General features: G+C 58.8%; 18 protein-coding genes and 1 pseudogene. 10 read left to right on the plus strand and 9 right to left on the minus strand.

All coding sequences use genetic code 11. The features are described 5' to 3' along the window. Nucleotides 1-2: 2 nt before the first annotated feature. The 6 genes from hemF to U5K34_RS04840 all read right to left on the minus strand — a co-directional run bounded on the left by hemF (nt 3) and on the right by U5K34_RS04840 (nt 7451). Nucleotides 3-917 carry an oxygen-dependent coproporphyrinogen oxidase gene (hemF, locus tag U5K34_RS04815; protein ID WP_322567339.1) on the minus strand — a complete coding sequence of 305 codons (915 nt, stop codon included), beginning with the start codon at nt 915-917 and terminating at the stop codon, nt 3-5. A gap of 273 nt (nt 918-1190) precedes the next feature. Then, a complete protein-coding gene (locus tag U5K34_RS04820; protein ID WP_322567340.1) occupies nt 1191-1742 on the minus strand; it encodes an L-threonylcarbamoyladenylate synthase in 552 nt (183 codons plus the stop codon). A gap of 424 nt (nt 1743-2166) precedes the next feature. Further along, nucleotides 2167-4479 (minus strand): type I DNA topoisomerase, encoded by a 2313-nt coding sequence (gene topA, locus U5K34_RS04825; protein WP_322567341.1) that lies wholly within the window; start codon nt 4477-4479, stop codon nt 2167-2169. 74 nt (nt 4480-4553) lie between these two features. After that, nucleotides 4554-5033, minus strand: coding sequence for a DUF494 family protein (locus tag U5K34_RS04830; RefSeq protein ID WP_322567342.1), 480 nt, complete (start codon nt 5031-5033; stop codon nt 4554-4556). A gap of 12 nt (nt 5034-5045) precedes the next feature. Beyond that, nucleotides 5046-6155 (minus strand): DNA-processing protein DprA, encoded by a 1110-nt coding sequence (gene dprA / locus U5K34_RS04835; protein ID WP_322567343.1) that lies wholly within the window; start codon nt 6153-6155, stop codon nt 5046-5048. Between the two features lie 126 nt (nt 6156-6281). After that, nucleotides 6282-7451 carry a LysM peptidoglycan-binding domain-containing protein gene (locus U5K34_RS04840; protein WP_322567344.1) on the minus strand — a complete coding sequence of 390 codons (1170 nt, stop codon included), beginning with the start codon at nt 7449-7451 and terminating at the stop codon, nt 6282-6284. 150 nt (nt 7452-7601) lie between these two features. Here U5K34_RS04840 and def point away from each other — a divergent pair, with 150 nt between their 5' ends. The 9 genes from def to U5K34_RS04885 all read left to right on the plus strand — a co-directional run bounded on the left by def (nt 7602) and on the right by U5K34_RS04885 (nt 18097). Beyond that, a complete protein-coding gene (gene def / locus U5K34_RS04845) occupies nt 7602-8105 on the plus strand; it encodes a peptide deformylase (RefSeq protein WP_322567345.1) in 504 nt (167 codons plus the stop codon). A 98-nt stretch (nt 8106-8203) separates the two neighbouring features. Further along, nucleotides 8204-9160 (plus strand): methionyl-tRNA formyltransferase, encoded by a 957-nt coding sequence (gene fmt / locus U5K34_RS04850; RefSeq protein ID WP_322567346.1) that lies wholly within the window; start codon nt 8204-8206, stop codon nt 9158-9160. Next, complete coding sequence (gene rsmB, locus U5K34_RS04855) at nt 9157-10458, plus strand: 16S rRNA (cytosine(967)-C(5))-methyltransferase RsmB (protein ID WP_322567347.1); 1302 nt, start codon at nt 9157-9159, stop codon at nt 10456-10458. The genes fmt and rsmB overlap by 4 nt, the downstream gene beginning before the upstream one ends. Further along, complete coding sequence (locus U5K34_RS04860; RefSeq protein WP_322567348.1) at nt 10421-11032, plus strand: DUF4390 domain-containing protein; 612 nt, start codon at nt 10421-10423, stop codon at nt 11030-11032. The genes rsmB and U5K34_RS04860 overlap by 38 nt, the downstream gene beginning before the upstream one ends. Continuing rightward, nucleotides 11014-13263, plus strand: coding sequence for an ATP-binding protein (locus tag U5K34_RS04865; RefSeq protein WP_322567349.1), 2250 nt, complete (start codon nt 11014-11016; stop codon nt 13261-13263). The genes U5K34_RS04860 and U5K34_RS04865 overlap by 19 nt, the downstream gene beginning before the upstream one ends. Continuing rightward, entirely contained in the window at nt 13250-14671 is a 1422-nt protein-coding gene (locus U5K34_RS04870) for a sigma-54-dependent transcriptional regulator (protein WP_416224048.1), read from the plus strand. The genes U5K34_RS04865 and U5K34_RS04870 overlap by 14 nt, the downstream gene beginning before the upstream one ends. A gap of 57 nt (nt 14672-14728) precedes the next feature. Continuing rightward, on the plus strand, nt 14729-16102 hold the full coding sequence (trkA, locus tag U5K34_RS04875) for a Trk system potassium transporter TrkA (protein ID WP_322567351.1): 1374 nt from the start codon (nt 14729-14731) through the stop codon (nt 16100-16102). 164 nt (nt 16103-16266) lie between these two features. Then, the gene (locus U5K34_RS04880) at nt 16267-17721 is read left to right on the plus strand and encodes a TrkH family potassium uptake protein (RefSeq protein ID WP_322567352.1); all 1455 of its coding nucleotides are present in this window, start codon (nt 16267-16269) and stop codon (nt 17719-17721) included. A 61-nt stretch (nt 17722-17782) separates the two neighbouring features. Continuing rightward, entirely contained in the window at nt 17783-18097 is a 315-nt protein-coding gene (locus U5K34_RS04885; protein ID WP_322567353.1) for a tetratricopeptide repeat protein, read from the plus strand. Between the two features lie 216 nt (nt 18098-18313). Here the strand turns inward: U5K34_RS04885 and U5K34_RS04890 are convergent. Both U5K34_RS04890 and U5K34_RS04895 read right to left on the minus strand, forming a co-directional pair. Beyond that, nucleotides 18314-18563 (minus strand): annotated as a pseudogene (locus U5K34_RS04890) (transposase family protein); the annotation flags it as partial. 12 nt (nt 18564-18575) lie between these two features. Then, entirely contained in the window at nt 18576-19607 is a 1032-nt protein-coding gene (locus tag U5K34_RS04895) for a permease (RefSeq protein WP_322567354.1), read from the minus strand. Nucleotides 19608-19712: 105 nt separating this feature from the next. Here U5K34_RS04895 and U5K34_RS04900 point away from each other — a divergent pair, with 105 nt between their 5' ends. After that, the gene (locus U5K34_RS04900) at nt 19713-20027 is read left to right on the plus strand and encodes an ArsR/SmtB family transcription factor (protein ID WP_322567355.1); all 315 of its coding nucleotides are present in this window, start codon (nt 19713-19715) and stop codon (nt 20025-20027) included. A gap of 394 nt (nt 20028-20421) precedes the next feature. Here U5K34_RS04900 and glmS read toward each other — a convergent pair whose 3' ends face one another. Then, nucleotides 20422-22254 carry a glutamine--fructose-6-phosphate transaminase (isomerizing) gene (gene glmS, locus U5K34_RS04905; RefSeq protein ID WP_322567356.1) on the minus strand — a complete coding sequence of 611 codons (1833 nt, stop codon included), beginning with the start codon at nt 22252-22254 and terminating at the stop codon, nt 20422-20424. Nucleotides 22255-22391 lie beyond the last annotated feature (137 nt).

Consider the following 22391-nt stretch of genomic DNA (forward strand, 5'->3'; position numbering starts at 1 on the left):
TGTTACTGGCCGAGCCATTCCCGAGGTTGTAGATACTGCTCATACAGCTCGGCTTCGGGCGTGCCCGGTTCGGGCGACCAGTTATAGCGCCATTGGGTCAGCGGCGGCAGGGACATGAGGATCGATTCGGTGCGCCCGCCGGTCTGCAGGCCGAACAGGGTGCCCCGATCGTAGACCAGGTTGAACTCCACGTAACGTCCGCGTCGATACAGCTGGAAATTCCGCTCCCGTTCGCCGTACTCATGATCCTTGCGTTTGGCTACGATGGGCCGGTACGCGGGAATATAATGATCGCCGACGCTCTGCATGAAGGCGAAGCTCTTGTCGAAGCCCCATTCATTCAGGTCATCGAAAAACAGTCCGCCGACTCCGCGGGTCTCGTCGCGGTGCTTGAGATAAAAATAGTCGTCGCACCATTTTTTATAGCGCGCATAGACCTCGTCACCGAAGGGGTCGCAGGCCTGCTTCGAAACGGTATGCCAGTGAATCACATCCTCGCGAAACGGATAGTACGGCGTCAGATCAAAGCCACCGCCGAACCACCAGACCGGATCGGCGCCCTCTTTTTCGGCGATAAAAAAGCGTACATTGGCGTGCGAGGTCGGCACATAGGGATTGCGCGGATGAATCACCAGCGACACGCCCATCGCCTGGAAACTGCGCCCGGCCAGCTCGGGACGGTGTGCCGTGGCCGAGGCCGGCAGACCCGGGCCATATACGTGCGAGAAGTTAATCCCGGCCTTTTCGAAGACCTTGCCCTCTTCCAGAACGCGGGAACGGCCGCCGCCGCCTTCCTCACGCTCCCAGCTGTCCTCGATAAAACCGTCACCGCCGTCTTCTTCAGTCAGCGCGTTGCAGATTTCATCCTGCAGGTTTAACAGATAGGCTTTGACCGCTTCGGGATTGACTTCACTCATCGACAGTAGACCTTAATTGATATTTATTTTCACCACGGAGGACACTGAGAGCACAGAGAAATAATAATTTAAGTGCTGTAGGTCAGGTTGCGCGATAGCGCTACCTGACACCCCGTTCGAGAGGTGTCACGCAGGCTATCGCCAGCGTGACCTACGCGACTTGAACCACTCTGCGAACTGATAGTCTCCGGTTTTACTTAATGACTTCCTCGTCCCTCGCGCCTCGTAACTCGTCCCTGCCCGAAGGGCTTGCGTCTCTGCGGTGAGATTTTCTTATCCTCGGATCAGCTCGCCACTGAGCGCATCGCGGATTTCGGTCGGGCTGCTGTGTGGGCCGACTTCACCCTCCAGCACAAAATCAACCTGCTGGCCGAACTGTTCACGCACTTGTGCGGCCGTGCGCGCCGGCGGCTGACCGCTGAGGTTGGCGCTGGTCGAAACCAGCGGTTTACCGAAGGCCTGACACAGTTCCCGTACCTGCGGATGGGCGGTGACGCGCACCGCGAGCGTGGTAAAGTCACCGCGCAACCACTCACTTGTATCCGCTTTGGCCGGCCACAACCAGGTAAACGGTCCCGGCCAGCTGGCCAGAACCCGATGCCGCGCCTCTTCCGGTAATTCGTCCAGATAGGGCGCTACCTGCCCGACCTCGCTGGCGATCAGGATCAATCCCTTGTTCCTTTCACGTTGTTTTAACGCCAGAATCTTTTCGATCGCCCGACTGTTATCCGGATCGCACCCAAGGCCATAGACCGCCTCGGTGGGATAGGCAACCACCCCGCCATTGCGTAACACTTCCACGGCTTGCTCTATCGACGAGGACATGGCTGTTACCCTTCATTATTCAAGGTCGCATCGCGGCGCAGCCGCTCCTACAGCGGCCGGTGGCACAACAAATCAGATCACCGTCGATTCACGACTTCCGATTCTCCTCTGCCGAAGGTCGCATCGCGGCACAACCGCTCCTACACCGGTAGATGGCACCACAAATCAGACCACCATCGATTGACGATTCACGACTTCCGATTTTCCGCTGCCGAAGGTCGCATCGCGGCGCAGCCGCTCCTACACCGGCCGATGGCACAACAAATCAGACCACCATCGATTGACGATTCACGACTTCCGATTTTCCGCTGCCAAAGGTCGCGGCGCAGCCGCTCCTACACCGGCAGATGGCATAACAAATCAGATCGACAACGATTAACGATTTTCGACTGCCAACTGCAGGCTGCTAACTGCCAACTTTTTCTTATTCCTGCTCAGTCTCTTCTTCCTCGGTTTCCACCGGCTCGCTGTAATTGCAGTCCTTTTGCGGACAGACTTTTTCGGTGCCGCGGCGCTTGGTGGTCTTGAGGGTCAGCATCGGCCAGCCACACTGGGGGCAGGCTTCGTTGAGCGGCTGGTTCCAGACGGCGTATTTGCAGTCGGGATAGCGCTCGCAGGAGAAGAAGATCTTGCCGCTGCGCGCCTTGCGCTTGAGCATGTTGCCCTGCTTGCATTCGGGGCACTGCACGCCGGTGTTTTCCGGTTTCTCCAGCGGCTCGATATAACGGCAATCGGGATAACCGCTGCAGCCGATGAATTTGCCATAACGGCCATGACGAATGATCAGGTCCGAACCGCAATCGGGACATTTGCGCCCCTCGATCACTTCCGGCTCGGCGTTGGCGTCTTCGTTGACGTTACGGGTGTAGTCGCAGTCGGGATAATTATTACAACCGATAAAGCGGCCGCGCCGGCCCAGGCGAATGGCCAGGCTGCCGCCGCACTTGGGACATTTCTCGTCGATCTGTTCATGGGTCACGTCCTTGCGATCCACGCTCTTGTCCTTGTCCTCGACCAGTTCGTGGAAGGGCTTCCAGAACGCTTTCATCATCGGCACCCAGTCCTTCTCGCCGCGGGAGATGGCATCCAGATCATCTTCCATGTGCGCGGTGAACTCGTAGTCCACATACTGCGGGAAATGCTCGGTGAGGAACTTGTTGACGATACGTCCCACGTCGGTCGGGATAAAGCGCTTCTTGTCCATCTCCACATATTCACGCTGTTGTAACGTGGAGATGATCGAGGCATAAGTCGAAGGTCGTCCGATGCCATACTCTTCCAGTGCCTTGACCAGGCTCGCCTCCGAATAGCGCGGCGGCGGCTCGGTGAAATGCTGTTCGGGCAGGATCTTGAGCAGCTTGACTTCATCGCCTTCTTTCATCGGCGGCAGGATCCGATCCTTGTCATCCTTCTCCTTGTCTTTTTTGGCGTCGTCCTCGCTCTCCATGTACAGCGCCATAAACCCCGGCTTGACCACGGTGGAACCGTTGGCTCGAAACAGGTTTTCCGGGCTGCCGGCAGCCAGATCCACCGCCACGGTATTCATGGTGGCGTGAATCATCTGGCAGGCGACGGTGCGCTTCCAGATTAATTCATAGAGACGAAACTGATCCTTGCTCAGATGTTTTTTGATCTGATCCGGCTCATGCAGCACGGAAGTCGGGCGAATTGCTTCATGCGCTTCCTGGGCGTTTTTTGACTTGGTCTTGAACAGACGCGGTTCCTTGGGCAGGTTGTCCGCACCGTACTTGTCCTGAATAAACTGACGGATCTCGGTCAGCGCTTCTTCCGCCAGGTTCACCGAGTCGGTACGCATATAGGTAATCAAGCCGACCGTTTCGCCGCCGATATCGATACCTTCATAGAGCTGCTGCGCCACGCTCATGGTCTTGCGCGCGGTGAACCCCAGCTTGCGCGAGGCTTCCTGCTGCAGGGTGGAAGTGGTAAACGGTGCGGCCGGGTTGCGCTTGCGCTGCTTCTTTTCAACCTTGTGGACCGTGAGTTTGCCGTTGGCGGCGGAACTTAAAGTCTGCTCGGCGTCTTTGGCTTTCTTTTCGTTGTTGATGGTGAACTGGCTGACTTTCTTGCCCTTGAGATACGTCAGCTTGGCGGCGAAAGCCTGCTTGTCCTGCTCTACCTCGGCATCGACCGTCCAGTATTCTTTGGGCTTGAAGTTTTCGATCTCGTTCTCGCGCTCGACGATCAAACGCAGGGCGGGGCTCTGTACCCGGCCGGCGGAGAGCCCGCGGCGGATTTTTTTCCATAACAGGGGCGAGAGATTAAAACCCACCAGATAATCCAGCGCACGGCGTGCCAGCTGGGCGTGGATCAGATCGTCGGACAGTTCGCGTGGATGCTCGACCGCATCGTTGACAGCGCGCTTGGTGATCTCGTTGAAGGCCACGCGGCCCACATGCTTGTCCTTGAGCAGGCCACGGTCTTTTAAAATTTCATACAGATGCCAGGAGATGGCTTCGCCCTCGCGATCCGGGTCGGTCGCGAGATAGAGGTTGTCGGCTTTTTTCAGGGATTTGGCAATCGCATCAACATGTTTTTCGTTCTTTTCGATGAGTTGATACTTCATCGCAAAGTCATGTTCAGGATCGACCGCGCCTTCCTTGGGCAGCAAATCGCGCACATGACCGTAGGAGGCCAGGACTTCATAATCCTTGCCGAGATATTTTTTAATCGTTTTGGCCTTGGCGGGCGACTCAACGATGACCAGACTTTTAGCCATAAGATTGGTTACTCTTATAAAAGCAAATGCCCGCGTTTAGCGGGCACTGTGGTTAACTCTGCTTGTTTTGCCACTCAATGCAGAATACCGGGCATTTCGTCAAACACCAGATCTTCCATCCAGGCAAATGCCGCTTCCCTGCCCGGTTGATTAAACAGTACCATCAGGACAACCCATTTGAGCTGTTCGAGATCAATTTCATCTTCGCCCAGTGCCATGACCCGATCGATCACCATCTCGCGAGTGAAGTGATCGAGGACACCGGTCTGTTCCAGAAACAGCAGAAAACCGCGCGCTTCGATATCCAGCCGTTCACACTCTTCGGCGGTATAGATACGAATTGAACCGGTGGTTTTGCCGCTGTAAATCGACGGGTCATCCTGCAGAGCAACCAGTCCTTCCAGCCACTCAAAGGCGCGGGTGATTTCGACCTGACGAAAACCGGCTTCCTGCAGTTCAACGCGCAGTGTTTCCTCGTCCGTATCGAATTCTATTTCATCATTCATATAGTTTTCAAACAGATACATCAATACGTCGAGTACACTCTCTTTCATTTTTCTACCCCTCTAGCAGGTCTGGCAATAATGACCACCGGTGGTGGCGGCTACAAAGCCTTGCAATTCCAGTACCAAGAGCATGGAACAAACGGCATCGGCCGTCAATCCACTACGTTCTACCACGGTATCCACGGATGTCGGCTCGTGACCGATGCACTCCAGCACTTTTTGATACTCCGCGTCCAGTTCGGGCGCTGTGCCACAAACCGGTTCTTGCGTCCCGCTCATCGGTGTCCAGGCCACCAGGGAACCGAGTTCTTCCACCACATCCTGCGCGGTCTCGACCAGTTTGGCCCCCTGGCGCAATAACTGATGACAACCCCGGGCCTGCGGATTATGAATGGAACCGGGTACGGCAAAGACCTCGCGGCCCTGTTCCAGCGCCAGGCGGGCGGTGATCAGCGAGCCGCTCTGCCGGGCCGCCTCTACGACCAGGGTGCCCACTGCCAGGCCGCTGATAATGCGGTTGCGGCGCGGAAAATTGGCCGCCAGCGGCGGCATGCCCGGGGCAAACTCGGAGACCAGCGCCCCCTGCGTGGCAATCTCGTGCGCCAGCTCGCGATGCCGGGCCGGGTAGACCCGATCCAGTCCGGTGCCCACCACGGCGAGACTGTAGCCGCCGCCTTTGAGGGCACCCCGGTGGCTGGCGGCGTCGATGCCCAGGGCCAGGCCGCTGGTGATGGTCAGTCCCATCCCGGCCAGGTGGCGGGCAAACTCCTGCGCCGTCTCCTGCCCGGACGGGGTCGGGTTGCGGGTCCCGACCATCGCCAGCTGGGGCAGTGCCAGACAATCGGGATCCCCGAACACATATAACAGCAGAGGTGGATCGCTGATCTCCCGCAGGCGTGCGGGATAACGGGGATCCGCCAGGGTCAGGATATGCGCCCGGGGCTGCGCGGCCCAGGCCAGATCGGCCTCGATTGCCGCCTCATCCGGGCTCAGCAACGCCGCCAGCGTCTGCTCGCGCAAACCGGCCGCGGACAACGCCGTTCGCCCGGCGCCGAGAATCTTCCCGGGGCTGCCAAAACGCTCGATCAGGGAGTGAAAAGTCGCGGGGCCGAGGTACGGGGCCCGATGAAGCACCAGCCAGGGGCGCAGTGATTCCTGTTCGTCAGCCATAGCTCCTGTCCAGACCAACTCCGTTTGGTCATCGACCACGGCCGGATCAGCCGGCCGGGTTGACGGTTTGTTGAGCCATTGTACCACCCGGCGGGGATTTGCACAGCCCCGCCGGGTTCAGAGGGGTTACGGGTTGGCGACCTTGTCGTTCACATGCAGGGAGCGATAGGCCTCCATCACCAGCGCGTAGCTGACCTTCTCGTAACTGCGGAACACCATCAGGACGCCGGCCCGCTCGTCGGGCAAATCCACATGGAAACCGAGCCAGCTGTCGGGATCCCGGGCCGTGCCGCCGTCCTGGTAGATGGCCAGCACATGGCCCGGCTCGAGGCCGTCCCGCGCGCCCTTGCTCAGGACCACTACATTATACTGTCCGATCTGGGAGAGGCCGTTATGCACCGCGATGATCTCGCCTTCGACTTCTTCTTTGGGTGGCCGCGGGAAGAAATTGAACTCGAGCTGCTGCTGCTCGATCGGCAGCAGGCGATCGCCGTTGAGCACTTCCTGCTGGGCCCGCGAGATGTTCAGGGTGACCACGTCATCGCGACCGCTCTTGCCGCGAATCACCCGGGCGTCGGCCAGGCGAATGACTTCATACCCCAGTACTTCGCCGCTCTGTGGATCCTTGTAGACCCGTCCCGGGCGCACCACATCGTAGCGACCGATGCTCTCATCCTGGATGTTGCGGGCATAAATCCGATTGCCGGTGCCGCTGATCAGATGCCCCTCGTAACTGGACACGATATAGGGGGCATTTTCCAGCTCATCCTTACCGATGACCCGCGGGCGCTGCAAGAACGGCGCGATCACCGAGCGACGGATGGTCGGAATCGCCTTTTCGATCGATTCGTAGCGCGGCCGCGGCGAGAGTTTTTCGGTCTGGATGCCGCGCGGCGGGGCCATACCCGCGCTGCCTTCCAGCGTCAGATAGGGTTTGCCGTCGGCATCGCGATACAGCACCACCACGTCACCCGGATAGATCAGGTGCGGATTACGAATCTCGGGGTTGATATGCCAGACCTGCGGCCATAACCAGGGATCATTGAGAAAACGTCCGGCAATACCCCACAGGGTGTCGCCTTTTTTCACCACATAACGTTCGGGATAATCGGGCTTGAAAACCGGTTTTTCCGGTTCCGGGGCACTGGGCTCTTCCAGGGAGTAAGAACTTGTCTGGGGCGCCGGCGCCGCGGGCGGCTGCTCCGGGGCAGAACCACAGGCCGCCAGACCCAGGCCCAGTAAAAGTGTGGACAGGAAACGTGTCAATCTGAGGCCAGTCAGTTTATTATTCACCATGGAAGGTTCCCCTGTCAGAGGCCGCTTTGTTATTCGAGTTTAATTGACCTGGCGCCCGGAACAAGCCCGAATCTGACAGGTCTATCCTAGTAGTATCATAATGTTAGCAGCTTTTTCTACACTTGTACTAGAGAAACGTCACGAAATTATATGGCAATACTCAATATTTTAAATTATCCCGATGATCGGCTGCGCATCAAGGCGAAGCCGGTGACCGAGTTTGATGCGCGCCTGCACCGGCAGATCGACGACATGTTCGAGACCATGTACGCCGCGCCGGGCATCGGCCTGGCCGCCACTCAGGTGGATTTCCATCAGCGGCTGATCGTCATCGACGTTTCCGAGGACAAAAGCCAGCCGCTGGTGGTGATCAACCCCCAGATCACCGAAAAGGACGGCATCCAGCAGATCGACGAAGGTTGCCTGTCCGTCCCCGGCGTCTACGAGCCGGTCGAACGGGCCGAGCATATCCGCCTCAAGATGCAGGATCGCGACGGCAACCCGGTGGAGATGGAAGCCGAGGGCCTGCTGGCAGTCTGTATCCAGCACGAAATGGATCACCTGGAAGGCAAGCTGTTCGTCGACTACCTCTCCGACCTCAAGCGCCAGCGCATTCGCAAAAAACTGCAAAAACAACAACGCCAGGCCGGATAAATCCGGCAGGTGCTAGATACTAGGGGCCAGGTCCTGGAAACTAGCCCCTGGCACCTGGTCACTTATCCGCGGCCGCATAACTTCAAAAAAAACAAACGATGACCTCTCCTTCCCCCCTGATCTTTGCTGGAACCCCCTCTTTCGCCGCCACGGCCCTGCGCGCCCTGCTTGATGCCGGGCACAATATCGTCGCCGTCTATACCCAGCCGGATCGCCCGGCGGGGCGCGGGCGCAAGCCGCAGGCCAGTCCGGTCAAGCAGCTGGCGCTGGAGTACGATCTGCCTGTCTGTCAGCCGGAGAATTTCAACTCCGACGCGGCCCTGGCCGAGCTGGCCCGCTGGCAGGCGGATCGCATGATCGTCGCCGCCTACGGACTGCTGCTGCCCCAAAAAGTGCTGGATATTCCCCGTCACGGCTGCCTGAATATTCACGCCTCGCTGTTGCCGCGCTGGCGGGGGGCGGCACCGATCCAGCGCGCCATTCTGGCCGGTGACCGCGAGACCGGCATCACCATCATGCAGATGGACGCCGGGCTGGACACCGGCGACATGCTGCTCAAATTATCCTGCCCCATCGCCCCGGACGACACCGGCGGCCGTCTGCATGACCGGCTGGCGAAACTGGGCGGGGAGGCGATTGTGCAAGCGCTTGCTAACCTGGATAGCCTGACACCACAACCACAGGACGACAGCCAGGCCACTTACGCCCGCAAGCTGGACAAGGCCGAGGCGCGGATCGACTGGCACAAACCGGCCGGGCAACTGGCCCGGGAAGTGCGCGCCTTCAACCCCTGGCCGGTCAGCCACACCCTGCTCGACGCTCAGCCGCTGCGCATCTGGCAGGCCCAGGCCCAGCCGGCAACGCCTGGCGCGACGCCCGGAACCGTGCTCAGTACGGATGTCGACGGGATTGCGGTGGCCTGTTGCGAGGGCAGCCTGCTGCTGCAGCAAATCCAGCCGGCCGGCAGCAAGGCCATGAGCGCGGCCGCCTTCCTGCATGGCCGCCCCGGGCGTATCGAACCCGGCATGCGGCTGGGTGACAGCCAGTCGACATGAACGCCCGCCTCGCCAGCCTGCAGGTGCTGCAGCAAATCGTGCAGCAGGGACAGAATCTGGATAACGCCCTGGAGAGCGTGATCCCGCAACTGGAACAGGCCCGGGATCAGGGACTGCTCCAGCATCTGTGCTACGGGGTCATGCGCTGGTATCCGCAGCTGGAGTTCCTGCTCGCCCGGCTGCTGCACAAACCTTTAAAAAAGAAAGACACCGATCTGCGCCTGCTGCTGCTGCTCGGCCTCTATCAGCTGCGCTTCACCCGGATTCCCGCCCATGCGGCGGTCGATGAGACCGTGGCCCTGACCCAGCGCCTGAACAAACCCTGGGCGCGGGGCATGGTCAACGCGGTCCTGCGCAATTACACCCGTCGTCAAGCTGACCTGGAACAACGCCTGGAGCAGGATCCGCCGGCCCGCAGCGCGCACCCGCCCTGGTTACTCACCGCGTTACAACAGGCCTGGCCCGATCACTGGCCGGCGATCGTGGAAGCGAACAACACCCAGGCCCCCATGAGCCTGCGGGTCAATGGCCGCCACGGTTCGCGCGACGCTTATATAAAGCGTTTACTCGACGCGGGGCTGGAGGCACGCCCGGCGGCGCACACCGAAAGCGGCGTGATTCTGGCCGAACCCTGCCCGGTGGAGCAGTTGCCCGACTTCGCCACGGGTGACGTCTCGGTGCAGGATGGCGCCGCCCAGCTGGCGGCGACCCTGCTCGATGCACAACCGGACGAGCGGGTGCTGGACGCCTGCGCCGCCCCCGGCGGCAAGAGCGCCCATCTGCTGGAACGCCAGCCCGAGCTGCAGGAATTGATCGCCCTGGATCTCGATGCCGCCCGGCTGCAACGGGTACAGGAGAACCTGACCCGTCTGCAGCTGACTGCCACCCTGATCGCGGGCGATGCCGCCCAACCGGATAGCTGGTGGGACGGACAGCCCTTCGATCGGATTCTGCTCGATGCGCCCTGCAGCGCCAGCGGCGTGATTCGCCGTCATCCGGACATCAAACTGCATCGCCGGCAAAGCGATATCGCCGCACTGGCCACCACGCAACATGCTATGCTGTTGGCCCTGTGGCCACTGCTCAAACCCGGCGGTACGCTGCTGTATGCCACCTGTTCGGTCCTTCCCGAGGAGAACCGGCAGCAGGTAGAACGCTTTCTCGCCGCCGAGAACTCGGCGCGACACGTGCCTCTCGCGACGGGCTGGGGACACCCCCTGTCGACCGGACAACAGATCCTGCCGGGTGAGGATGAAATGGATGGTTTCTATTACGCACGCCTGGTCAAGACAAGCTGACACCCGCCGCCCGGCCCCGCGGCGCTGGCTGCGCTGCCTGTTGCTGGTCAGCGTGCTGGGCAGTGCCCCGCTGGCGCTGGCCAACAACGGGTTTGTGATCCGCGATGCCGGCATGAGCCTGCAGGGCAGCGTCTATCACCTCGACGCCCGGATCGACTATGAGCTCTCCCCCGAGGCCATCGACGCGGTCAAAAACGGCGTCCCGCTGATCATCGCCATGGATATCCGGGTGGAACGCCAGCGCCGCTGGTGGCTGAACCAGGAAGTGGCGACCCTCACCCAGAATTATCTGCTGCTCTATCATGCGCTGACCGAAAAATACGTGATTCACAATCTCAACAGCGGGATTCAGGAAAACTACGTCAATCTGGATACCGCCCTGTGGGCACTGGGCCGGGTCGACAATCTGCCCCTGATTGACGCCAATCTGCTGGAGTCGGGCGCCGAATACACGCTGGAGCTGCGCAGCCGACTGGACATCGAATCCCTGCCGGCACCCATGCGCCCACTGGCCTATATTTCCAGTGACTGGCAACTGCAAAGCGACTGGTACTCATGGTCATTGGTTCACTGATCCGCAAACTGTTTTCCGGCAGCGCACCGATCATCATCCTGTTCGTGCTGCTGTTGACCTCGCTCTATCTGATGAGTGGGGCCACGCATAACTCGGCGCTGTTCGGCAAACTCTATTCGTTGATGCTCGGCATCAACCTGCTGGCCATCGGCCTGTTGCTGGTATTGATCGGCAAAAGCCTGTGGCAACTGGTCCAGCAATATCGCAAGCGCGACACCGGCACCCGCCTCACCGCCCGACTGGTGGTCATGTTTATCATCCTGTCGGTCACACCGGTGTCGGTGGTCTATTATTTCTCGCTCGATTTTATCAAGCGCGGTATCGACAGCTGGTTCGATGTGCGGGTCGAGAATGCCCTGAACGATGCGCTGGAACTGAGTCAGGCATCACTGGGCATGCGCATGCGCGAGTTGCTGCGCGAAACCCAGAATCTGGGCCGCAACCTGTCCGATACGCCCAACAACCTCGTGGCGCTGAAACTGAGCGAGATTCATCGCAGTACCGAGGCGTCCGAACTGACCCTGTTCTCCCGTAACGGGCGCATTATCGCCTCCAGCAGCATGGAATCGACCCAGTTGTTACCCGAACGCCTGGACGATGCCAGTTTGCACATGCTGCGTCAGGGCAACGATGATATCGGGCTGGTCCCCATCAAGGACAGCGGGCTGCATTTTCGTGCGGCCGTCACGGTGCCGGGGCCCGACGCCGTCACCGAACCCCGCTTTTTACAGGCGCTGTTCCCGGTCAGCGATCGCATCAATACCCTGGCCGACAGTGTGCAGACGGCCTTCAGTCAGTACCGTGAAGTGGCCTATCTGCGCACCCCGCTCAAATACAGTTTTATTCTGGCCCTGTCGCTGGTGTTGCTGCTGAGTATTCTGGTGGCGATCTGGGCGGCGTTTTATGCGGCGCGGCGCATGGTCCAACCCATTTACGATCTCGTGGAAGGCACCCGGGCGGTGGCGGCCGGCAATTACGACAAGCGCCTGCCCCTGCCGGGCAAGGACGAACTGGGTTTTCTGGTGCGTTCGTTCAACGAGATGACCCACAAGATCGCCATCGCCCAGCAACAGGCCCAGCAGAGCCAGCAGCAACTGGAAGCCCAGCACGCCTATCTGGAAGCCGTGCTGGCCAATCTCTCCTCCGGGGTGCTGACCCTGGATCACGATCATCGTCTGCGCACCCACAACCTGGCGGCCAGCGAGATACTGAACGTGGATCTGGATCGCTATCACGATGCGCGCCTGGATACCCTGGCCGGGGCCGAACCGGCCTCGCGTCAGCTGATCGATGCCATCTGCCAGTATCTGGATGCCGGTGAACAGGAATGGCAGGAACAGGTCACCCTGTTCGGTCCCAACGGCCGCAAGGTGCTGATGTGCCGCGGGACTCCGTTACCCGACAGCGGCGATCGCGACAGCGGCAATATCATCGTCTTCGATGACATCACCGCGCTGATTCAGGCCCAGCGCAACGCCGCCTGGGGCGAGGTGGCCCGGCGCCTGGCCCACGAGATCAAAAACCCGCTCACACCCATCCAGCTGGCCGCCGAGCGCCTGCGGCACAAATACCTGAAAAAGATGGAACAAAAGGATGCCGAGGTGCTGGACCGCTCGACCCACACCATTGTCCAGCAGGTGGAGTCCCTCAAGGAGATGGTCAAGGCCTTCTCCGATTATGCGCGCATGCCCGAATTGCAACTGGAAACCCTGGATCTGAATCACATCATCGACGAAGTCCTGGACCTGTATCGCACCAGCAACCACCAGATCCGCTTTCGGCTCGAACTCGACCCGAGTATGCCGCAGATCGAGGCCGATGCCGGACGCTTACGCCAGGTCCTGCACAACCTGTTCAAAAACGCGCTCGAAGCCATGGAGTATGCCAGTGGCTCCCGGATCCAGGTCAGCACCCATTGCGCTCACGAGCAGAGCTGTCGCTATGTGGAATTGAAAATCGAGGACAACGGCCCGGGTATTCCCCCCGGTGTGTTCGATCAGCTGTTCGATCCCTATGTCACCACCAAGCCGCGCGGCAGCGGCCTGGGGCTGGCCATCGTCAAGAAGATCATCGAGGAACACGGCGGCATGCTGTGGGCCGAGAACAACCCCGACGGGGGTGCCACCATTATTATCCGCCTGCCGGTGGTTTCAACCGGCACGGAGATCCGCGATACAATGGACAGCGACGCCGAATCAACCTATAACAGCAACGATGATGCCGCCGCCTGAAGCCGCCACCCGGGACCTGTCCCAGCCCGCCACGACCGCCGCGCCCTATATTCTGGTGGTGGATGACGAGCCGGACATTCGCCAGTTACTCCAGGAGATCCTCGAGGATGAAGGCTACGAGATCGCCGTGGCCGAAAACGGCGAAGCCGCCCGCCAGCAACATCGCCAGCGCAAACCGGATCTGATCCTGCTGGATATCTGGATGCCGGATATCGACGGCATCAGCCTGCTCAAGGAATGGAAAGACGAGGAACAGGCCGGCGGGCCGGTGATCATGATGTCCGGCCATGGCACCGTGGAAACCGCCGTCGAAGCCACCCGCCTGGGGGCCTATGACTTCATCGAAAAGCCGATCTCCCTGGCCAAGCTGTTGCTGACCGTCGAACATGCGCTGGAAACCCAGAAGCTGCAACGCGAGAACCAGGGACTGCGCCGCCACAGCCTGCAGGTCAATGAACCCATCGGTAAAAGCGCAGTCATGCAGGGCCTGCGCGATCAGCTGCGGCGCATCGCCGAACATGACAGTGGCGTGTTGATGAGCGGCGAACCGGGTTGCGGGATCCACATTGCCGCCCGTTACCTGCACGACGCCAGCAGCCGCCGCGACGGCCCGTTTGTCGAGGTCAATGCCGCCAGTCTCGCCCCGGACAACGCCGCCCGCGAACTGTTCGGCGTCGAACAGGGCGGCAGCGTCCATTACGGCCTGCTCGAACAGGCCAACGGCGGCACGCTGTTGCTGTACGACATCGCCGAAATGGATCTGGCCACCCAGGCCCGGCTCTATTCCGCGCTGGATACCCACAGTTTTTATCGCACCGGCGGCAACCATCCGGTCGAACTGCGCGTACGCATCATTGCCGCCACCCATCAGGATCTGGAACAACGGGTGGCCGACGGCCGGTTTCGCAAGGATCTGTTTTATCTGCTGAATGTCGTCCCGGTGCGTATCCCCGCGCTGCGCGAACATCGCGAAGACGTACCCGATCTGCTCAACTTTTTCACCAACCTGCTGGTGGATCAGGAGAAGCTGCCGTATCGCAAATTCACCCTGGCGGCCCAGAACCGGCTGCGCAACTATCACTGGCCGGGCAACCTGCGGGAGCTGACCAACCTGATCCAGCGGCTGTTGATCGTCGGCTCCGGCCACGAAATCGATGTGGACGAGGTCGATATCGCCCTGGGCGAGACCGGCCCGACGTTGCACAAACGCGAGGTCGAGGTGAATTACGATCTGCCGCTGCGCGAGGCCCGTGAACAGTTCGAGCGCGACTATCTCGAGTATCAGCTGCGCAAGGCCCGGGGCAGTGTCGGCAAGGTTGCCCAGGCCGTCGGGCTGGAACGAACCCATCTGTATCGCAAGCTGCGCTCACTGGGCATCGATCCGAAAAATGTTCCCCAGGACGGGTAAACGGTCATCAAACACTTTACAATTGCGTTCAAATAACAAGAACGACTCTGGACCTTTATGAAGATCATCATTCTCGGCGCCGGTCAGGTCGGCAGTTCGCTGGCGGAGAATCTGGCCAGCGAGGCCAACGACATTACCCTGGTCGACCAGCGGGAAGAGGTGCTGCAGGGACTCCAGGATCGCCTCGATCTGCGCACCGTCATCGGTCATGCCTCGCATCCCGAGGTTCTGCAGCGCGCGGGCGCCGACGACGCCGATATGCTGATCGCCGTGACCGACAGCGACGAGACCAACATGGTCGCCTGCCAGGTGGCCTATACCATCTTCCATACCCCGACCAAGATTGCCCGTGTCCGGGCCCTGGAATACCTCAAGCACAATAACCTGTTCAGCCCGTCCGCCCTGCCCATCGATGTGTTGATCAGCCCCGAGCAGTTGATCACCAATTATGTGCAGAGCCTGATCAATCACCCCGGTGCCCTGCAGGTGCTCGATTTTGCCGACGGGCTGGTGCAGCTGGTCGGGGTGCGCGCCTATTACGGCGGTCCGCTGGTCGGGCATGAGCTGCGCACCCTGCGCCAGCACATGCCCGGTGTCGAGGCCCGGGTGGCGGCCATTTACCGGCGCGGCCGGCCGATTATTCCCGAAGGTCACACCGTGATCGAGGCCGATGATGAAGTCTTCTTCATCGCCGCCAGCAAGAACATTCGCACCGTGATGAGCGAACTGCGCCGCCTGGACAAACCCTACAAACGCATCATGATCGTCGGCGGCGGCAATATCGGCAAACGCGTCGCCCAGGCCCTGGAGCGCAAATACCAGGTCAAACTCATCGATCACAATCCGGAACGGACCCGGCAAATCTCCAACGAATTGAGCAAGACCATGGTGCTGTGCGGCGACGCGGCCGACGAGGAACTGTTGCTGGAAGAGAACATCGACAAGACCGACGTGTTCTGCGCGCTGACCAACGACGACGAAGCCAATATCCTCTCCTCCATGCTGGCCAAGCGCCTGGGGGCGCGCAAGGCGATCACCCTGATCAACCGCGCGGCCTATGTGGATCTGATCCAGAGCGGCGTGATCGACATCGCGCTCTCGCCCCAGCAATCCACCATCGGCAGCCTGCTCGCCCACGTGCGACGCGGCGATGTGGTCAAGGTCCACTCCCTGCGCCGCGGTGCGGCCGAAGCCATCGAGGCGATCGCCCACGGCGATATCAATACCTCCAAGGTCGTCGGACGCAAGATCGAGGAACTCAAACTGCCGCCGGGCACCACCATCGGCGCCATCGTCCGCGACAAAGAGGTCATCATCGCCCATCACGACACCCTGATTGAACCCGACGACCACGTCATCCTGTTCCTGGTCGACAAGGCCCGCATCCCCGATGTCGAACGCCTGTTCCAGGTCAGCATCACGTTCATATAAAAACAAGGTACGAGTGACGAGGGACGAGGGACGAGGAAAATGAGTACATTCCATTCTTTCATTGCCGGAGCACGCTGTAACGCCGAGCGTAAGCAAGACAACAACGGAGGGCTCGTGAGCCTTTCTCAGCACTCAGAACTCAGCACTCAGCACTGTTCCTGATCATGCATTTGTTAGTTATCCAACGCATCCTGGGTATTTTGCTGATGGTCTTCAGCCTGGCCATGCTGCCACCGCTGTTCGTCTCCTTTCTCTATCTCAATATTACTTTCGAAGCCTTTTTCTACAGTTTTGCCATTATCCTGATCAGCGGGATCGTTTTATGGCTGCCGGTCAAAAACCAGAAACAGGAACTGCGCGTGCGGGACGGGTTTCTGGTGGTGGCGCTGTTCTGGACCACATTGAGCCTGTTCGGGGCCATCCCGTTCATTCTCTCGCCGGATCCGTCCATCTCCATCACCGATGCGATTTTCGAGTCCTTCTCCGGTTTGACCACCACCGGCTCCACGGTCCTGACCGGGATCGATTACCTGCCCGAGTCCATCCGCTTCTATCGCCAGCAATTGCAGTGGCTGGGCGGCATGGGGATCATCGTGCTGGCCGTGGCCATCATGCCCATGCTCGGCATCGGGGGGATGCAGTTGTACCGCGCCGAAACGCCGGGGCCGGTCAAGGATACCAAGATCACCCCGCGCATTACCGAGACCGCCAAGGCCCTGTGGTATATCTATCTGAGTCTGACCGTGCTCTGCGCGCTGGGTTACTGGCTGGGCGGCATGAGTCTGTTCGATGCTATCGGGCACAGTTTCTCGACCGTCGCCATCGGCGGCTTTTCAACCCATGATGCCAGCATGGGCTATTACATCGACAAGCCCATGGTCGAGGTGGTGGCGATCATTTTCATGTTCCTCTCCGGTATCAACTTCGCGCTGCACTTTACCGCCTGGCGCCATCGCTCACCGGTGTATTACCTGCTCGATTCCGAATTCCGCGCTTATGTGGTCATTCTTCTGCTGGTGGCGCTGATTACCGTCTTTTACCTGTATAACGAAAACGTCTTCCCCGGCTTCGATCGGGCTTTGCTGCACGGGGTCTTCCAGACGGTCTCGATCGGCACCACAAGCGGGTTTACCACGCACCAGTACCACCTGTGGCCCGGCTTTTTGCCGGTGCTGTTACTGTTTGTCAGTTTCGTCGGCGCCTGCGCCTGGTCCACCGGCGGTGGCATGAAGGTGATCCGGTTTTTGTTATTGATCAAACAGGGCATGCGCGAGATCACCCGGATCATTCATCCCAACGCCGTGATTCCGATCAAACTCGGTGGCAAACCGGTCTCCCCGCGCATCATCGACGCGATCTGGGGCTTTTTCTCCGCCTATGTCGCGGTCTTTGCCATCATGCTGCTAATCCTGATGATGACCGGCCTGGATCAGGTCACCGCCTTCTCCGCCGTGGCCGCCACCATCAATAACCTCGGCCCCGGTCTGGGCGAGGTCGGCGTCACCTATGCCTCGCTGACCAATACTGCCAAATGGATTCTCTGCTTTTCCATGCTGCTGGGGCGTCTGGAAATCTTCACCCTGCTTGTTCTACTCACTCCCGCCTTCTGGCGCCGCTAAACCTCAATAACCCTGTATCCCGCGCGTTGTAATTTTCACGCCGGCTACTTATGCTGATTGCATGAACATGATCAACAACCTCGAAAAAATGCTCGCCGACGGGCAGGACAGTCTGCTGCTGCGCTTCGGCCTGGGACAGGCCTATTACAAGGAAGGCCATTACGACAACGCCATCGCCCACCTGCAACGCGCCCTGCAATTCGACGGCGAATACTCCGCCGCCTGGAAACTGCTCGGCCAGGCCCACGCTGACAGCGGCGATCGCGATCAGGCCATCGCCACCTATGAAAAAGGCATCGAAGTCGCGGAAAAGAAAGGCGATATGCAGGCTGCGAAGGAAATGCGGGTGTTTCTCAAGCGGTTGTTGAAAGAGTAGGCTGTAGAGTCTGTAAACGTAATATTTAAAAAAAGTCATCGCAATCTGGCAGCTTGCGGCCAGTAGCGGACGCTCATGTTTTTACTCTGACCCCAAATATCCCTGCCATTGGCCACCTCCTTGTGGTTTGACTAACTATCGCAGGTTGATTGTCTCAGTAGTATATTAGCAAAATCTGTGCTCTGACCCCGGTTCCGCTGACCCCGGTTCCGTGTAGGGGTCGGAAGGTGGTCTTGCAGGCCCGGCAGGTGTACCGGCGGCGGACCACCCAGAGGGTGACCCGCTTGCCGTGGATGGGAAGATCACGATAGGGAACATCACGCTTGCCGAGCCGCACGAACTCACCCCGCACGCCGCACTCTTCGCAGGCTAATGGTGTAGGTGCCTCAAGCCGAAGATGTATGTCGTCATTCTGTTCCTCAGAACCCACTAACTGATACCCAGGGAGGTTTAAGGGATTAATCATCTCCCGCCTCGGTCAGAAAAACAGATAGGTAGCGTAACCTGCAATCATTGCCATGGCAAAGATGACGGCTACAAACGCTACTAGAAGCTTTAGTGTGAACAAAGAGCGCAACAGAATGATCTCGGTCAGGCTGGCTCCGGCACTGCCGATGATCAAGGCCAGTACCGTCCCGGCACCCACGCCTTTAGCCATCAGAGCCGCTGCCAGCGGTATGACGGCTTCAGCGCGAATGTACAACGGCACACCAATGACGGCTGCGATCGGAATAGCGAACGGGTTGTCCGGACCAGCATACTGCTCCAATAGACCAGTAGGCATGAAACCATAGATCACGCTGCCAATCGCAATACCGATAAGCAGGTAAGGCAGCACATCAACAAAGTCCGACCAGGCGTCCCGCCAAACGCCACTGTACTTCCCTTTTTTCTTAACCGTGACAGAAGGTTGACTGTCACAGCATCCGCTGGACGTAAAATCTGTCTTCTCATCAGCGGCGCAAAAAGCCGTCTTCGGAATTGTATCGCAGCTGTTGGTTCCGCAACTCGATACGGTCGGTGTAGCACCGCATGGGTTTGCTGATGAACTACATCCACTGTGCTCTTGTGTTGCCATCCGACGCACATAACGCTCGAACCCAAGCGTGTGCAGTAACCAGCCGGCACCGAGTGAGACCACGAGAGCTGCGAGCACGTAGATAGCGGAGAGGGCCAAGCCAAAGGTGGCTATCAGTAGAACGACGATGATGGGATTCAGCAACGGAGAGGCGAAAAGAAATACCATCATCGGACCAAACCCAGCACGCGCACGAATCAGGCCTTTCAGCATGGGAATGGTGGAGCAACTACAAAAAGGCGTGATTGCCCCCAGACCAGCGGCGAGAAAATAGCCCCTGCGCTGGTTGGAGCTCAGTAAAGCTTCCACTTTGGATGGCGGGATATGGCGTTGAAGAACCCCGACTAGCAGGCTGATACCAATGAATAAGACCGATAGCTCGACAGCGAGGAAGGCGAACATGCTTAGGGTATCTTGCAGTTGAGGCGACATTTTTACTCCTATATTTCTAGATACATCGAATATAAGATAGGTTAATTGCGCTTCTCAGGTCTGTCAACTATGATTCTAGAAATATCGAATCTTATGAGGGGTGTTATGAATCACGAAAAAGTTGCAGCCAGCTTAGCTGAGTTAGGGAATAGTCACCGACTGTCTGTGTTCCGTTTTCTGGTCAAAGCTGGCCATAATGGGTCTTCGGTCGGGGATATCCAGAAGGGATTGGGTATTCCTGCTTCGACGCTATCGCATCACCTTGCACGCATGGCTAAGGTTGGGCTAATCCGGCAGGAGAAACATAGCCGCACCATCGTCTGCATACCGGAGTATGAGCATCTAGAGAACCTGATTGGGTTCTTGCAAGAAGAATGTTGTGCAGGCGTCCAGATTGAGCATGATTCAGAACGGCTTTGATGCTCGCTCTGCTCAAACTGCCATTCCTAGCTGGCATCGTCATTGAAAAGTTAGGCATAGAATGGAAACAGAAATCTGACAGAAAAGTCTTGAGAATATCAACCATATAATCCGTTGAGAAAGGTTTTCTCCTTTGGGTTTTTGGCGTTTTATCAACCGAAAATTCCGGATACCCAAAATTGCACAGAACCGGGCTCTTTGCAGAGCTCCTGGCTAATCTCGGTCTGACCAGCCTCTAAACGGACCAAATAATTGCTTCTTCGGATAACTCATTTTTAATCAATTACTTAACCACACCCGCTGAGGTAAGAACTTTTTTATTCAGGTAAAGACTTTATTTTCCAGGTAAGAACATTTTTTTCCCCGGACAATAACCTGGCCTGGAAACCTTGCCTTATTCGACGGTCACGCTTTTGGCGAGATTGCGTGGCTGGTCCACGTCGGTGCCCTTGAGCAGGGCGACGTGGTAGGCCAGCAGCTGCAGCGGGACGGTGTAGATGATGGGCGAGATGGCGATATCGACCGGCGCAATGTCCAGTACCGTTACGCCCTGATCGGCACGCATGCCGGCGTGTTGATCGGCAAAGACATAGAGCTTGCCGCCCCGTGCCCGCACTTCCTGCAGGTTGGACTTGAGCTTGTCCAGCAGCTTGTCATTGGGCGCGACGGCGACTACGGGGACATTGGCATCGACCAGCGCCAGCGGGCCGTGCTTGAGTTCGCCGGCCGGATAGCCTTCGGCATGAATATAGGAAATCTCTTTTAACTTGAGCGCTCCTTCCAGGGCCACCGGGTACATCATGCCGCGCCCCAGAAACAGGGCGTGCTGCTTGTCGGCAAAGTTCTCGGCCAGTTTCTGGATCTCCCCGTCGAGTCCGAGCACTTCCTCGATAATGCTCGGCAGATGGCGCAATTGGTCCACCACCTTGGCCTCGATCTCTTTGGACAGACCGTGGCGGCGCGCCAGCACGACCAGTAATAACAATATGGCAACCAGCTGGGTGGTGAAGGCCTTGGTGGACGCCACACCGATCTCCGGGCCGGCGCGGGTCATCAACGACAGTTCGGATTCGCGTACCAGCGAACTTTCCGGCACGTTGCAGATCGTCAGTGTGTGCTCGTAACCCAGTTCCTTGGCCAGGCGCAACGCCGCCAGTGTGTCGGCGGTTTCGCCGGACTGGGATATGGTAATGAACAGGGTATCGGGCTGGACGACGTGCTTGCGATAACGAAACTCGCTGGCCACTTCCACGTTACAGGGCAGGCGGGTGACCGACTCGAAGCCGTACTTGGCGATCAAGCCGGCGTGATAGCTTGTGCCACAGGCGACGATCTGGATGTTGCGAGTCTTCTCGAAAATCGCCGCGGCCTTCGGGCCGAAGCTGGCTTCCAGCACCTTGTCTTCACCCAGCCGCCCTTCCAGGGTCTCGGCAATAGCATGAGGCTGCTCGTAGATCTCCTTGAGCATGTAATGCGCGTATTCGCCACGCTCGACCGCGTCGGCGCTCAGTTTGCTTTCATGGATTGGGCGCTCGACTGGCTGATGGTGTTCATCATAAATGGTGACCCCATCGCGGGTAATTACCGCCACATCGCCTTCTTCAAGGATATAAAACCGGTTGGTTACCGGTAACAGGGCCGCCATATCCGAGGCAATAAAGTTCTCGCCCTCGCCAATACCGATCACCAGCGGTGAGCCACGTCGTGCCGCGACCAGCTTGTCCGGCTCCCGGTTGTAGACCACGCCCAGGGCATAGGCCCCTTCCAGTTCGGCAACGGTCTTCTGCACCGCCGTTAGCAGTTTCTCACCCTTGTTCAAATGCTTGTGCAGCTGATGGACGATGACCTCGGAATCGGTATCGGAGGTAAACAGGTATTCCTCGCCCAGCTGGGCATTCTTGAGCCCTTCAAAGTTCTCGATGATACCGTTGTGCACCAGTGCCACGGTTTGTTTGCACACATGGGGATGGGCATTGTGCGTGGCCGGCTCGCCGTGGGTCGCCCAGCGGGTATGGCCGATACCTATGTGGCCATCGGCCGGGGTTTTCTCCAGTTCCTGCTTGAGATTGGCGATCTTGCCGACGGTGCGCACCCGGTTCAGGCACGCCTGGTCATCCAGCACGGCCACCCCGGCCGAGTCATAGCCGCGATATTCCAGCCGCTTGAGCCCGTCGACCAGGATCGGGGTGATGTTTCGATGGGAAATGGCGCCTACAATACCGCACATAATAATTACAGGGCCGAGGGACGAGGGACGAGGGACGAGGCCTTCATTACAACCTGCATACTTCTGGACCTGTTGCTATTAACGTAGATTGGATTCTGATTATACGATTTTATATAAGCCATAATACGCTTTTCCTC

It is taken from the genome of Thiohalophilus sp., from assembly GCF_034521165.1.
Lineage (GTDB): Bacteria > Pseudomonadota > Gammaproteobacteria > UBA6429 > Thiohalophilaceae > Thiohalophilus.